This is a genomic window from Williamsia sp. Y853 (assembly GCF_056786495.1).
This window is the reverse complement of record NZ_JBXCJC010000001.1, coordinates 1,651,786-1,667,301: the sequence shown is the minus strand read 5'-3', so window position 1 is coordinate 1,667,301 and position 15,516 is coordinate 1,651,786. Positions and strand designations below refer to the sequence as shown.

The following is a 15,516-nucleotide window of genomic DNA, read 5'->3' as shown; positions in this document are numbered from 1 at the left end:
GCACCGGATTGAGATGGTGCCGGCTCACCAACCGCCGTCCCTGCACCTGCACCTGCCAAGAGGCACGCGGTAACCGCCGTACAGATTCCAAGACGCGTGAAAGACGACCTCGTCAACAATTTCTTTTCCAACCCCAGTGATAGCGAAAAGACGGAAACATTCTGTAGCAGGCTAACCCGCTCAGCAGGCTCACACGTTTTCGATACCAACGTGTTACCGCGTTTGCGGCCTAGGTGCCGGCAATCGAATAGATCCGGAACTGGGCGCCCCCGTTGGGGCCGTGGATGGTCATTACCAGAGTGGCGAAGCCGGCGCCATCTTCCCAGAAGGTGGGATACCGCACATTGATGGAATCGAGCTCACCGAGTCCGGAAGGCTTGGGCGCCAGAATGTATCGCACACCTTCGCGTGCCGGATCGTTGAGTTTGGTAAAAAAGTCGTAGTCACTGCGCACCACAAACTGTTTCGGGTGTTCCGACCACAGCCACATGCGCGAGAGGCCAAAGGTGTCGACGAGGATCGACCCCTCAGGCAGATTCTGCGCGTCGAACCAACGGACGGTATTCCGGGAGACTTCGCCGAACCAGTAGAACCAATACTCCGACTTGGGATATTGCTCAGGCCAGAATGCCGAACGTAATCCGTACTCTTCTTTACCTATCGCCGGGTTGAGCATCGATTTCCACGTCACAGGGACCGAGGTCACCAACACCGCGGCCATGAGCAATGTCGCCCACGCTGACGGTCGCCGCCATCGCGACGACTTGGCGGGGGCCCGAACGCCCGGTGGACGCCAGGTACACATCAACGCCACAACCACCAGAGGAATGGCACCCATGAAGAACCTGAACCAGCCGAACGTCGATCCCGACAGAATGGCGTACGACTGGAAGGTGAGCACCGAACCGAACACCGCGAGTGGCGCTGCCGCCTGGAGCGTCCGATTTCGAACAGAGAAGGCCACCACCGCAATCCCGACCACCAGTATCAGCGGTTCGGTGCCGAAAAGGTTCGCAGCAATGGCCTTCAGGAGCGGGCCGTATCCGGTGCTCTCGGCCGAGACGATACCGGCTGCCTCCACCTGGGCCGCGTTGCCGTACTGCGAGGTGAACTGGGCAAACAGCGAACCGTCCAACATCCAGCCAATCAGCGCCCACAGCACAAAGGCGCCAGCCAATGGGAAGGCGACGATCACGACGTCGTGAACAGCAAGTGCGGCAGCAGTTTTCGCTGTCCGTCCAGCTCTATGTTGTCGCAGCACCGACACACCGAACACCAGAATGGCGACGGCCGCACCGGCCACCACTGCCTCGTAACGCGTCAGATACGCCAAACCCAACGCGATGCCGGCCCAGGTGAGATCGTCGACGCGTGCTGTTCGCATCCACTGCAGCAACCGCCGGCATGCCCACAGCAACAGAAAGAAGAACGGCGCCTCACTCATACCCGACCCGGCATACAGGATGACCATCGGGTTCAACGCAAAGGCCGCTATCGCAAGCCATCTCGCGACCGCCGGGACGTGGCAGTCGACTCCGATCCGGCGTACCTGCCAGACTGCACCAGCCATGAACAGCGCGCTCATCACGGCGCCGGCGAAGCCCACCGTCTTCAACTCCGGCCACCACGCGCTCAGCGGCAACAGCGGTATCTCAACGAGACTGGGCAGGGGATTCCACACGAAGCCGATGGCGCCCAGATGAGGATCCCGACTCATGATCGTGTAGCCGGCGTTACCCACCCGACTGCTGGCATCGGGGTTGATGAACCCGACCACCAGATAGAGGTAGTAACCCACCGCGAGGTATGCCCCCGCACTGAACACGAACAGTGCCACACCCCAGCGCTTTTCGGTCCGCTTACGCAACTGGGCACGCTGACCGGCGTCGACCGGTTCGGCTTTACCGACCGAGGCCGGCGCGATCAGTTCAACTGTCATGATCCGCGGTGGTCGGGTCTGCAGCGGTGGAGCGGCGCCGCCGGAAGACCAACAACACTCCGGCCATTGCCCCGACACCTATTCCGACCGCCACAGCGACCCAAACCCACACAGTCCAGCCGTCTCCCACGTCGGGACCCGAAGCCCCCAGCCCGTCGCTGTGGACGGTCAGGACCGTCGGTACTCCACCGAGACCCGCCACCAGAACGTCGCCGGTCAGGTTGCCCAACCCGCTTTCGAGGGAGTCGAGGTACCCGAACAGGGGGTCGACCAATGCCCAGTCACCGGACGTCGTCACCACCACCAGCGTCCGATTGCCTTGCGCGTACGACTGGATACTGCCGAGTCCGCTCGGGATCTGCGCAACAATCGCTGTCGGCACGTCGATGGTGGTGGTCTCCCCCACCGCGTCGATCGGTGGATGCAACCCCGCTGCGGTGACCGACTCGGCCGACGCCACGATCAGCGCGCCCGAACCACTGTGTGCTGCCTTGTCCAGATCGACGACGATGGGCCGCAAGGCCTCCGGCGACAACCGTTGTACTGCGGCGACCATGTCTGCCGCATGGGTGAGAGTGTTCGGGTCGGAATCGTCGGTCGCCACCTGGAATGTGGGTGCCCACGCCAGGGGCAACGCCGAGAAACCTCCGACCGCCTCATCCCGCGTGTGGGCCGTGGCCGTCGAATTCGGCTCGACCTCGAAGGTCAACGGCACGGTCCGCGGGTTGCACGCGCCGGGTGCCGGCTCGTACGAAACCACCATCGCCAACTCTGCACTGGAAGCCACTCGTTGTGCCGGAATGGTGAACTGCGCGTGCAGCCTCCCGCTCTCTCCAAGGGCTGCCGAGTAGATTGTCTGCCCGTCGGCCTGCACCAGCACCGTGGACTTTTCACTCTTCTGGACCGGCGTGTAGATGGCCCGAAGATCAACATCGACCGTGCCGGGGTTACTCAATGCGAAGACCGCGGGATCGAACCCGGTGTTGAGAGTCGCCTGACCGAGGACAGATACCTTGAGGTTCTGCGAAAAGTGCTCAAACATCACGGTGTTCGAGCCCTGCACCGATGATGCATCAACGGAGTCGACAGCCACAGAGGGGACTTGCGTCAGAGACAGCAGGCCGCTGGTGAACAGTTCCACCTGCTTCGCCAATGTCTCGTTTTCTCCGGTTATCGCCAGATACGGCGCGCCACCGTTCGGATTCAGCGTTATTGCGCCAGCTACGGAGTCCCGGACCACGATGGTTCGCGAGAAGTTGCCGAAGGCCGCCCGCGGCGGCTCGGCGGTGCGACCGAGTGCCCGCACCGAGATGTCGATCGGGATCGGACGGTAGTGATTGGTCAGCGCTGCAACAAGACTCAGAGCTGCCTGTTTTTCGGCGACGGTCGGCGCCGGGTCTACGTACACCACGGCGTTCGGCAGTATCGATGGAAAGAACTGCTGCACCGTCGTCGGAAGCACCTGCCCGCCCGTAAACCTCACAGCCAGGTCGCTCAACGTCAACTGCGGGATCGGGCCGCAGACCTGGTCGCCAGCAGTCGAACGAAGGACCAGCCTGATCATGGCGGCATGATCCCGCACAGGTACTGCCGAGATGTCAATATCGAACGGAGTCGCCTGCAACGCAGCGTCTGCCGCGGGCACCGGTATCGCACCGATGAGTTGTCCATCACCGCCCTGGATCTCGACATAGCCGTTGTCGACGTTGACCGCCGGTTGCACTTGCCCGGTCAGTCTCGTCGGCTGGACACCGTCGGGAGCGGGAATCGTCACTGTCTGAGGTGCATTGGTCGCACCGAACGACACCGTTGATCCCATCCCCAATTGCCGCCAACCCAAAGTGGTGCTGATGCCGGGCTCGTCACCGGGAGCACCCCACGCCGGCCCAACACCTGACACCAGGCCGACCACGACCAGGAGTCCTCCACACAATCGACGCAACGTTGTCACTTCTTGTCCACTTTCTTCGAAGACAGCCCGTGGACCGTCTTCTCCCAATACGAAGGTTTGTAAGCGATTTGCAGCAGCCCTTTCACAGCGGCGAACGACTGCAGGATCCAGTACGCGGGCACCAACAGCGCCGCGACCAGCAGATACGGCTTCTCTCGCGCGCGTGTCGAGATGATGCCCAGCAGGATGGTCAACAAGTTGCCGACGGTGAACATCAGCAGACAGACGTAGTAGATCGGGCCCGGAAAGAGGTTCAGCATGAAATCCGGATGCCCGGCGTACCAGACGAGCAGCGACGCCCAGAACCCGAGATTCAACACATTGGCAACCGGCATGCCGATCGTCAGATTCGCGATCCGCAACAGCGGCACGAAACCGACCTGTCGGTAGAGCGACAGCGGTCGGCGGGCGTGCACCAAGAACGTCTGAACGTATCCTTTGTACCAACGAGAGCGTTGCCGAATCCAGTTCACCACATCGGGATTCGCTTCCTCCTCGGTCAGCGAGTCGAGCACCAGTGTCCGATACCCGTGCCGGCCGAGCCGGATACCGAGGTCGGCATCTTCGGTGACGTTGTAGGCGTCCCATCCGCCAAGAGCTCGCAACACCGAGGTCCGGATGTGGTTGGACGTACCACCCAGGGGAATGATGCAGTTTGATTCGCTCAGCGCCGACAGCATGTACGAGAACCACTGGTCGTACTCGATCGCAAACCACTTCGTGAGCAGGTTGTCTCGTTCGTTGTAGTACCCCAGCCGCGCTTGAATCGACGCGACGTCTGCCGGACTGTGCGCAAATACCCATGCCGCCCTGCGCAATTGGAGCGGATCTGGAACGTCTTCGGCGTCGTAGATGGTGACGTACTCGCTGCGATCGAGGTCCAGGGCCATCGCATAGTTGCAGGCTTTGGGTTTGGTCCTGGGCTCACTCGGTGGCACGAGCACCTTGGTCACACCCGGCAGTTCAGCGGCTTCGTAGGCGGTGATCGTTGCCTTGTCGTCGGCCTCGAGTACCAGGAAGATGTCGAGTTTATCTGCCGGATAGTCGAGTTGGCCCACGCCCTCGACCAGTGTCTGCACGATCTCGGGTTCGTCGTATACCGGCAACAGGACCGTGTACCGCGGGAGATCCTCGTCGGGTATCGCCCGCGCAACCTCGTCGGAAACCTGCACCACGCCCTTGCCGTAGAGGCCACGCAGAAGCAGAACAGTCTTGTCGACGGTGGAGACGAGAAAGTAGATCGACGCGAGCGATGCCACACAGCTCAGCGTCAGCCGCCAACTCAGGATCGTCGCAACCACAACGACGACCAGCACGACTGCGCCACCGATCTGCTGACCACCTGTGAACGGGCGGCGCGCCGAGAACTCATCGGCGAGCGGTGCGGTACGGGGGTCCTCGAATGTCGCAGTCATTCAGGGTCCTTCGCAGATTCAACGATGATCTCGGCCATGTCGGTCAGCTGGGGTTCTAGTGTCGTTCGAGTGCCCTGCTGCGATGTGGGTGCGATCATCAGCCACTCGATGGGGTCCACCACCGTGTTGGCGTAGTTCAGCGATGCCGGTTCGGGCACGTTGTCGGGGGCACCATCCTCACGGGAGCCAAGAAGGTACACAGCCTGATAGTGCGTATCCGAGCCAACTTTGGTGCGCCAGAGCCAGTAACGAGATGCCCACAACGATTGCCCCGGCTTGGTGACCGTCTCGAGCTCGTTGCTCAGTTCGCCGAACTGCGTGATCTCACGACCGTCACTCTGATACCCCTCCCCGAGCACCACCGGCGGTGCCGACGAATACCAGATGCCGCGCCGGAAACTGGAGAACCGGCCGAGCTGGGGGCTGGAGAACACATCAAGGAACGCCACCTCTCCATCGATTTCCACCCGGCGGCGGACCACCGACCCGTCGTCACCCAAGAATCTCGGACCCCACTCGAACGTCTGAGGTTCACCGACAACGACTCCGCTGCTCGTCAGAGCATCGATCCAGTCGGGTTGGGCCCACATCAGGCGGTCCGAATCGGGCAGATCGAGCGGACGTGGTCCGGTCGCCAGGACCACGAACGCCAGGGTGAACGCCACGATGATGGAAAGACTCGAACGCTGCGGCAGGGAGATCTTGGTCGGGACGTGAGCTCGCCGCGCCACCAACGCGATCACAAGGACGGTGCCCACAGCAGTCGGTGTCAGATAGACGACCGGTGCCGGTTGTACTCTCAGCAACCAGGTGGCCACGATTCCGATAGCCAGGAACGCCGGCGGCACCGCCCACTTCAATGCCGAACCACGCAATGCCAAGAACGCAGCCATCGCACCGTGAAAGACGGTCAACGCCCCGAAAGCGAAGGTGGTTCCACCCAAGATCGCTCCGAACAACAGAAAGTTTGGCGGAAAGCAGATCGCAACAAAGACCCAGGTCAGATAGTCGCGGACGACACGGCGTATTCCGAACGCCACGATGGACACACAGAAGATCCAGATGAGCGGTGCAATCACATCGGCATGCCAGAACGCTGCCACCGCCGGAAGCCTGGGTATTGCCGCGCTGGCGCAGACGATGCCGATGACGCCGACCACCACCGCAACGATCCGGTCGAACTCCCCGTCGTTGATCTCCTTGCCGCGCGGAGTCCGGTCGAGGCTGTAAGTGATCATCACCGACCAAATCGGACAAAAGAACAAATACGCCACGGGCGATCCCGCGAGCATCATCTCCAGATTCGATGTCCACACGGGCCAGAAGGCGATGACGGTGGTACCGACAGTCACGACCACTCGCGTGTTGAAAGAAAAGTCGCGAGGCCGTCCGACGGCCGACAGAAATCTCGATAATTGCTGACGCGGCGGCGGAGATGGTGGCGAAGGTGCGCTCGAGTGATAAACGTCCGGAGAATCTATCGTCACTGCGATTTCCCCGAAACAAGCTTATTCGACAGACGGAAACCAATTTCACGATCGTCAGACACACCGCGAATCAACTGCAATGTTGACACTCCCGTGCATTTGACCACGACATTTACCTCTTCACTCGACCAATTCTTCATCAATTCACACACGAATTGACACGGTGTGTCAATTCGTGCCGGACGAGGGACTTAAACCCCGAGTGGTGAAGTAGCGCAGCCACTTCCATTCGTGAATGTGACGATCAGAAAAGTGTGATCGTGTCGATCATTACTGCATTTCGCACTCCAGGATGCCATGACAATTCCAGTACGCGAGGTCAATCTCGATATTCGTCCAAATTGCAGAAGAGTCCCCACAGAAACGTGGTTAAAGATTTGCATTCGGTAGTTCACATTCCCTGACGACAAACCAAGCGCGGGACTCCGTGGAGACACTGACCGCCACCGGGAATCCTCGGTGCCGGGGCGGACAACTCGACGACCCGCATCTCTCACAGAGAGAACGCGCATCCTGGCCCCGTGAAGCCGCGCAGCAAACCGAACGAGATCGAACCCGCCGCCCCCAGCGACACGAACAGGTCAAAGTATCCGAATCGCGAACCCCGCAGGTAGCACCTCAGGCGCACGAAAAGGTCGGGGTTAAGTCGCCGCGATTATTTCGGAATGCGGGCGATTTCACTCACACATGGGTCATCATATCTACGGTTCAACTTCTCGCGGTCGAGGTATTTGTGTTCGATAAACGCCCGCGAGGCATTACGAGCCACTTACGCAATACGAAAGGAACACACATGTCATCAGATCTCATCCCATTCATTCAGTACGTCGGCACCCTCGTCGAGTACTTCGTCACTTCGTTCATTGGCTCGCTCGGAAGTTCATAACCACGTGATCGGCGGTCGGATCCCGGACAATTTCCGGGTCCGACCGCCGCCTCCGTCGCGCGACCGCCAATTTGATATTGGCCACGACACCATCGGCAGCCTCCTACAGGCCCGCCCTACGCCAGTCACCTCCCCCACGCGAACCCGCTGGAGCGGCTAGACGCCACTCGCGGTGAATCGTCCCGTGCACCATTCGAGCGTCTTCGCTCAACGCAGACGCTCCCCCGTGGCGGCGATGGCCATCGATCTCGAAGAAGTCGCAATTCCCTGCGTGCCCGAAGAGGTCCCGCCCCGGGACGGGTGTGGCCATCAGAACCCTTCCCGAAGAACTTGCGGATGTCTGGAGTGGCGCCCATTCGCCCGCAGTCACAGTTCGAGTGATCCAATTCACACAAATTGAATGGCGATCGTCAAGGTGGCTAATTTCCTACCCGCGAAGGCGGGGCCGCCGGGGATATATGAATCTAAAGATCATCAAACACTGACTCTAACGATCAGTATTGAATCTAATACTCCCAAATGCTGCAATAATTCGAGAATATAGAAACTCGATTTACATTCTTTTAGTTAGGGACCAAAGTCCCAACCAGACGTAGCCCAAACAGCTTCACCTGCCTGAAATCATGCGCATCAATGGCAAGTAAAGCTGCAGTACACGGTACTGTCTGGTGGTGTGCAGGGGCGCAGAAAAGCGCGCCGGCCAGCAGACTTGATTTCGGGAGAAATATCCGAGATCCGCGCTCCCACTTCGTCGTTCCTCCCGGGATCGGCACGTGAAGAGCAACAACGAACCCACCAAAATATCGCTAGAGATCAGCGCTGGAATGCGCATGCCTCGGCGTGGCGCTGAAAGGAATTCAAAAAGTGGATTACCCCAGGAAAGACATTGTTGCCGTCGTCGGTCTCGGTTATGTGGGCCTGCCCACGGCAATGTCATTGGTGGCCGCCGGGCATCGTGTTGTCGGTTTCGATGTCGCGGTGCAGCGTTTGACGAACATTGCAGCGGCTGACGTCGACCTCCCCCAGGACGACCTGGCGCGCCTGCGCACTGACGTAGGGTCCGGGCACCTCGAACTCACCTTGGACGCTGACCGGCTCCGAGACGCCGACACCGTGATCGTTTGCGTCCCCACTCCTGTCGACGAGAGCCAAGCACCCGATCTGTCAGCCCTGCACGCTGCTTGTAGCACCGTCGTCGCCCAGGCCCACCCAGGTCAGACCATCGTTCTGACCTCCACAACCTATGTCGGCTGCACCCGTGAACTGCTGGTCGGCCCGCTGAGCGACCGCGGCATGACCGTCGGCGACGACATCTTTGTTGCGTTCTCGCCCGAACGGATCGACCCGGGCGTCGTCGGACACGAACCGACCGCCACCCCCCGCGTCATCGGCGGGGTCACCCCCGCGTGCACCCATCGCGCGTCCGAAGTGCTCTCCTCGACCGCGGCCAGGCTTCACGAGGTGTCGTCCCCCGAGGTCGCGGAGATGGCCAAGCTTCTCGAAAACACCTTCCGCGCAGTCAACATCGCCTTCGTCAACGAGTTCGCCGAAGCCGCCGAATCGCTGGGACTGCCGATCACCGAGGTCATCGATGCCGCCGCGACCAAGCCCTACGGCTTCATGAAGTTCACCCCGGGCCCCGGCGTCGGCGGGCATTGCATCCCCTGCGATCCGCACTACCTGCTCTGGCAGTTGCGGCGCGGCCGCCACAGCGCCCCGATCACCGAAGCGGCGATGGCGGGCATCGTTCAGCGTCCGGCAGCAATCGTGAACAAGGTGCGGACCCGGCTTGCCGACCTGGGCAAACCGCTCAAGGGCGCGCGCGTGCACATCGTCGGGGTGGCCTACAAACCTGGCGTGGCCGACGTTCGCGAGTCACCGGCCCTGGAGATCATGGCCGACATGATCCGCGCCGGCGCACTCGTGACGTACTCCGATGCGTGTGTCCCGTCGGTCACGATCGATGGGCAACGGATCCCACCGTCATCCGTCGAAGCCGCCGAATCGTCCGATCTGATCCTCGTCCACACCATTCACCCCGGTGAGACCGACTGGTGGACGGCTCATTCCGAGGCGAACGGCCGACCACACGTACTCGATGTCACCTACCGATCCCAGCCGCGCCTCATCGCGGACGTGCACTGAAGCGATGGTCCTCGATCATTCGACTCGGTCCACTCCCCGGACCGGGTCAGGACAAACGTGGGCGCCACCGGACGGCTCTGCCGCTCAAATCGACGCAGAACGTTGGGGCGCACCACGAGCGACTCATCGCTGGTTCGACAACTGGGACCCCCACGTCCGTCGGGCCACCAAGATGCTCATCGCGGTCATCGCTCTCACCCCGCTGTTTGCGCTGCTCGCGCGCCAGTTCCCTGAGATCGTCTTCGACCCGTGGATCATGCTCTATGGATTCTTCGTGTTGTCGTCGACGATCTACGCCTTCACTCTCGCGTATGCCCGCTACGAGGATCCGGCCGAGTCCCGGCACTCCAACCACGTTGCACCCTTGAGCTTTCCACCGCTCGACGCGGTTCCTACGGTGAGCTTCCTGGTCGCGATCAAGGATGAGCGGGACGTCATCGAACGGTGCGTACGGTCGATGGTCGAATCGGACTATCCGGACCTCGAGGTCATCGTCGTCGACGACGCGTCCACCGATGGCACCACTGAGATCCTTCGGCAACTGAAGACCGAGTTGGACTTCACCCTGATCGAACTCGAGCAGAACGTCGGAAAGAAGAACGCACTGGTCCGTGGCGCCGAAGTCGCGCGCGGCGACGTCATCGGATTCACCGACTCCGACTGCGTCCTGGCACCAGATGCCCTGCGGCGCTGCGTCGCTGCGCTGGTATCCGAGGCAGATCTCGGTGCTGTCTCCGGACATGCGCGTGCACTCAACGCCGACTCGACACTCCTGACCAAGATCCAGGACACGTGGTACGAGGGATCCTTCCGGGTTGTCAAGGCGGCCGAGGCGTCGGTCGGATCCGTGACATGCGTGTCCGGACCCCTGGCCGTCTTCCGGCGCGACGCCATCTGGAACTACCTGCCGGCGTGGGCAAATGACCGCTTCCTCGGTGGTGAGTTCAAATTCGCCACCGACCGCCAGCTCACCGGTTACGTACTCGGTCAAAAGTGGCGTGGGCAGGCGCTCAAGAGTCAGTACCCCGACTCTTCTTTCGTCACCGATGTCGACTATCCCGAACGGAAGTGGCGGGTGGGGTACGTCCGATCCGCCAAGGTCTGGACGGTGGTACCCGAGTCCACGAAGGCCTTCTTCAAGCAGCAGGTGCGCTGGAAGAAGAGCTTCATCCGCAACCTATGCTTCTCGGGAACATTCATGTGGCGGCGCGGTATTCAGGCCTCGATCCTCTACTACGGCCATGCACTGTGGGTTGCCGCTGCGCCGCTGATGGCGATTCGGCACATGATCTGGGCACCGATCAACGGTCTGTGGTTGCTCACAGCTCTGTACCTGGCCGGCATCTTCATCAAGGGCTGCGCGTGGGCACTCGCCTTTGCAATCGACAATCCCAATTCGACGCGCTGGCGCTACCGCCCATTGATGGGGCTCATCTCCACGCTCTGCCTGTCCTGGCTACTCCCCTACTCATTGCTGACGATTCGTCGCAGCATCTGGTCGAGGTCACTGTGAGTCTGAAGTCCCGAAAGCTCCTGCGCGCCATCCTCACCGTCGCGTTTGTTGCTCTCGCCCTCGTTGTGTACGTCTTTGTCTTGAGCCGGGGCACGCTGCTATGAAGTTGCTGGATCGGAACCCCGAAGCACACGAGCGGGCGGCGATCACCCGATCCCGCGGAGCCGCGCTCATGCCCGAACTCGGACCGGCCGCTCGGCGAGGCCATGTCGGCCAACGCCTCTCGGCGGTCGGACTGCGGGTACTGGCAGTGGTGATCGTGCTGTCATTGGTGGCCGCCGCCGTCGGCCTGTGGTGGTGGCAGACCTACCTCGGCTCCCGGGAGGACACTGCCGCAACGGCATTCAACACCGAAGACACCCAGGCGTTCAGCGGGTGGGCAGCAGAGAACGCGGCGCGTGGAGGGTCCGGCTTCGGCGCCGCCCCCATCGTCCTGACCTACCACGACATCAGCGCCGACCCCGAGGCCGGACGATATGTGATCAGTCCCGAAGCCTTTGCCTCGCAGATGAAGATGCTGCGCGATGCCGGCTATCGCACATTGACCGGCTTGCAATACAGCGACTACCTCCAGGGCGTCTACACACCGCCGGAACAGTCGGTGGTCATCACGTTCGACGATGGCACGTCCGGCCTGTACAAGTATGCCGACACCATCCTGCAAGACAACGGCTTCACCGCTATCAGCTTCCTCATCACAGCATCGGTCAGCACCAAACGCCCGTACTACCTAACCTGGCAACAGGTCGATCGAATGCGCGACTCCGGCCGGTGGTCCTTCCAATCCCACACAGACAGCCTCCACTACCGCACGTCCGTCGAGGGGCAGCAACTTCCCGCCATGGCAGCGCTCGAGACCCAGAACGGCCAAGTCGAGACCGGTGAACACTTCGGCGAGCGGATGCGCGACGACATCAACGCATCCGACGCACAGTTCGCCGACCACGGATTGCCTGCGCCGACATTGTTCTCCTACCCGTTCTCGGCGCCGAGTTCTCGGATAGCAAACGACGCCGTGGGGATCTCATCGCAGGTCTTCGCAGCCCACTACGTCGCCGCGTTCACCAACCACGGTCACGCCATCGCGCCGGCGCCGGTCTCCTCCCAACAGGCGACCCCGCTCGAACGCCTCGAGGTCACGCGCGGTGAGTCGGCCCGCGCCCTGTTCGAGCGTCTTCGCTCAGCGCAGACGCTCCCCGTGGCGCCGATGGATCCGGTCGCGGTCGATGACAGCTGGCTCGAACCCGGGCGTCACTACCGGGGTCCGATCCATGACAGCGAACTGCCCGCCGGCATTGTCCGGTTCGATGCCGACACACTCACCTACACCGAAGCACTGTGGGCGGCGCAGCGGACCGACCAGTGGACCGACTACACACTCACGGCGACGGCCATCGACCTCGACCAAAGCAGCTCCGTCGGTCTGCGGGTCCGGACCGGATCCGGCCCCGATCAGTCGGTCCGTCTGATGGTCGGTCCCGACCGGGCCACGATCACCGACAGCGCCGAACGCGTGGTCGACGCCCAGACACTGCAGGCCGGCAATGCGCACTTTGTCCGAATCACAGTGTCGGCGCGGGAGACAATCGTCTGGGTCGACGGCAAACTCGTTGCAACGGTCCCATCCGACGATGGACGGGGCGGCTTCAGCGTCATCGGCAGTCGCAACACCTCAGCACAGCCCTTTGCGGCGTGGACTGACGTGCGGATCTCACCTCGATAGCTCATGTCGCGATCATCAGCACCCGGCGTAAACAGCCTCAGACGGCCGGCGCTGCCCTGCGGTCAGCGCGGGCCAATACACGAGTTATCCCACTGACTAGGCCAACCAATATGACCATTGGTTTAGTTTTTGATCCCGACGATCATCTTCTATTTTGGTGAGCCACACCGCAGATCGGGCGATCTCTAGCCAATCGCTGCCACATTTCGGTAATACAAACAGGTGAAATTCTGTTCGGTGATGATCACCCAGTTCCTGCCATCAACTGCCAACCCTCGTTGTACGTGCACTGAAAGGCAGAGTCGCGGCATTGAGATGTGCACCTGAATCCCAGACCTGTCAGCGGACGCCAAATACCCAGGTCAGACCATCCTCGACCAGTAACCGGGCCGATCCTGGTCGGTGAAGATTGTGGCCAGTCGATCCCCGCGATGTCAACCAAACTGATGACGTTCCATGAAGGCGCGGTCTGTCGAAAGCTGATCGGAATGTGGCCATTCCAGTTGCAGCGTAGATGTCCAAATCAATTCTGACCCAGCCGGGTAATCCCAAAATGCAATAGAATCCCCACGCAACCTAAAGCCCCTTTTGGCGTGAGTCTCCTCAAAAGACGCCCCATGCCGGAGGCCGATGGCCAGATATACCAGGCCACTGCAGTCAAGGCTTTCAAACCTGTCTGCGATCAAGGAAAGACTTCATCATGCATGCTGCGAGCTCTTTGGTTTTGATCTATGAAGAGTCCTTGACCCGTCGGCCCTCCCGGTCATTGACGTCTCAGAAAGTACGTCGGACCGCCTACGAGGTCGACCAGTACCCGACCGTCATCGGGTCCAATCGACGTGAGCGGATCCCGCAATTGGTGCGCCCCGACCGCTGCCGCAGGACCACCGCAGCCTGATGAGCACAGCACTCGGTCACTCGATCCGGAGAGGACTCGCCTGGAGCGCGGCGAGTGCACTGACGCTGAGACTGGGCAGCCTCCTTCTTGGTATCGCACTCGCCCGGCTCCTGTCACCCGAGCAGTTCGGCGTCTATGCGGTCGCGCTCACTGTTCAGACGATTCTCATCACCCTGGTTGACCTCGGTCTCACCGCGGACCTCGTGCGATCCCGAGATCCCGAGCGCAGGGCGCCCACTGTCGCAAGCCTCGGACTCTGTGTCGGCGCAGTGCTCGCCGGCTGCATGGCGCTGGGCAGCCATGCGATTGCAGATCTCTTTCGAGCGCCCAGTGCTGCCCCCGTCATCATGGTGATGTCGTGCACGATGATCGCCGCAGGTGCCGGGATTGTTCCGTTCGCCAAACTTCAGCGCGACTTCGAGCAGAAGAAGCTGTTCGGCGTGAGCGCCACCGATTTCGTGATCGGGACGTCTGTAACAGTCATTCTGGTCCTCCTCGGCATGGGGCCGATGGCGCTTGCCATCGGCCGCGTCACCGCTCAGTGCTCCGCCACCGTCCTTCTCTTCGTTCTTGCCCATGTCCGCCCCCACTTCGGCTTCGATCGTGCCGAGGTCGGGCCGGCACTCAGGTTCGGCATTCCTGTTGCCGCCGCCAACCTGTTGTCATGGGCGCTTCTCAACATCGACAACCTGGTGATCGCACGACTGTCCGACGAAACCGCACTCGGTCTTTACGTGCTGGCCTTCAACATCGCAAGTTGGCCGATGAGCGCCATCGGCCAAGCAATCCGGTCGGTGTCACTTCCCGCCTTCTCACAAGTTGCGCGCAACGAGCTCGACACCTTCGACAGTGACGGACCGCCCATCAAGGACAAAGGCCTGGCAATAGGCACTGCGTTCTCGTGGGCCGCCGGTGTCCCTGCCGGTGTGCTGCTAGCCGCTTTGTCCGTTCCGTTGATACACCTCCTGTATGGGCAGAAGTGGGAGGCCTCGGCCGCAGTTCTGGTGGGTCTTGGCTTCTTCGGTTCTCTGCGAGTTCTATTCGACATGATGGCGACCTATCTCATGGCGCGAGGCGCGGCGCGACCTGTCCTGTGGGTGCAGGTGCTCTGGATGGTGACACTCATTCCCGCTGTGTTCCTCGGAGTCCAGCACTACGGAATAATTGGCGCCGCCTGGGCTCACGTGATCACGGGAATCATCTTTGTATTGCCCGCATACTTGTGGGCGGCCGCGCACGTGGGTGCAGACACCGGCGCAGTCATCAAGGCGTTGGTGCCACCTGTGCTCGCCATAATTCCGAGTGGTCTTCTGGCATACTACCTTTCACTCCAATTCGAGACTGCACTGTTGTCGTTGTTCCTGGGCGCTGTTGTAGGCCTGGCAATTTACTCCGGTCTCATCTATCACTGGTTGCGGCGAATATGGCTGATGTCGAAAGCCATTGGCCCCTCCGGGACGGATCCGACAACGAACGACGAAGCGCTTCAGACTGGCACTCAGCATGAAGCCCCGACCACAACACGAAAACTGATGCATCCCTGATGCAGAGGAAGCCGC

The 15,516-nt window shown here is 61.2% G+C and carries 8 protein-coding genes; 4 read left to right on the top strand and 4 right to left on the bottom strand.

The window, feature by feature from the left end; genetic code table 11:
- Window positions 1–229 precede the first annotated feature (229 nt).
- Genes AC1TPF_RS07845 through AC1TPF_RS07830 form a run of 4 tightly spaced genes read right to left on the bottom strand, consistent with a single transcriptional unit; the run spans window position 230 to window position 6,657 of the window.
- Window positions 230–1,939 (bottom strand): hypothetical protein, encoded by a 1,710-nt coding sequence (locus AC1TPF_RS07845; protein WP_482143370.1) that lies wholly within the window; start codon window positions 1,937–1,939, stop codon window positions 230–232.
- Window positions 1,929–3,890 carry a cellulose biosynthesis cyclic di-GMP-binding regulatory protein BcsB gene (locus AC1TPF_RS07840; RefSeq protein WP_482143369.1) on the bottom strand — a complete coding sequence of 654 codons (1,962 nt, stop codon included), beginning with the start codon at window positions 3,888–3,890 and terminating at the stop codon, window positions 1,929–1,931. The genes AC1TPF_RS07845 and AC1TPF_RS07840 overlap by 11 nt, the downstream gene beginning before the upstream one ends.
- Window positions 3,887–5,305 carry a glycosyltransferase family 2 protein gene (locus tag AC1TPF_RS07835; protein ID WP_482143368.1) on the bottom strand — a complete coding sequence of 473 codons (1,419 nt, stop codon included), beginning with the start codon at window positions 5,303–5,305 and terminating at the stop codon, window positions 3,887–3,889. The genes AC1TPF_RS07840 and AC1TPF_RS07835 overlap by 4 nt, the downstream gene beginning before the upstream one ends.
- Window positions 5,302–6,657 (bottom strand): hypothetical protein, encoded by a 1,356-nt coding sequence (locus tag AC1TPF_RS07830; protein WP_482143367.1) that lies wholly within the window; start codon window positions 6,655–6,657, stop codon window positions 5,302–5,304. The genes AC1TPF_RS07835 and AC1TPF_RS07830 overlap by 4 nt, the downstream gene beginning before the upstream one ends.
- Window positions 6,658–8,542: 1,885 nt before the next feature.
- Between AC1TPF_RS07830 and AC1TPF_RS07825 the strand changes: the two genes are divergently transcribed.
- The 4 genes from AC1TPF_RS07825 (at window position 8,543) to AC1TPF_RS07810 (ending at window position 15,501) form a co-directional block, all read left to right on the top strand.
- Window positions 8,543–9,823, top strand: a complete 1,281-nt coding sequence (locus AC1TPF_RS07825) for a nucleotide sugar dehydrogenase (protein WP_482143366.1) — start codon at window positions 8,543–8,545, stop codon at window positions 9,821–9,823.
- 4 nt (window positions 9,824–9,827) lie between these two features.
- A complete protein-coding gene (locus AC1TPF_RS07820) occupies window positions 9,828–11,336 on the top strand; it encodes a glycosyltransferase family 2 protein (protein WP_482143365.1) in 1,509 nt (502 codons plus the stop codon).
- A 100-nt stretch (window positions 11,337–11,436) separates the two neighbouring features.
- Complete coding sequence (locus tag AC1TPF_RS07815; protein WP_482143364.1) at window positions 11,437–13,059, top strand: polysaccharide deacetylase family protein; 1,623 nt, start codon at window positions 11,437–11,439, stop codon at window positions 13,057–13,059.
- 897 nt (window positions 13,060–13,956) lie between these two features.
- Window positions 13,957–15,501 (top strand): lipopolysaccharide biosynthesis protein, encoded by a 1,545-nt coding sequence (locus AC1TPF_RS07810; RefSeq protein WP_482143363.1) that lies wholly within the window; start codon window positions 13,957–13,959, stop codon window positions 15,499–15,501.
- The last annotated feature ends 15 nt before the right edge of the window (window positions 15,502–15,516 follow it).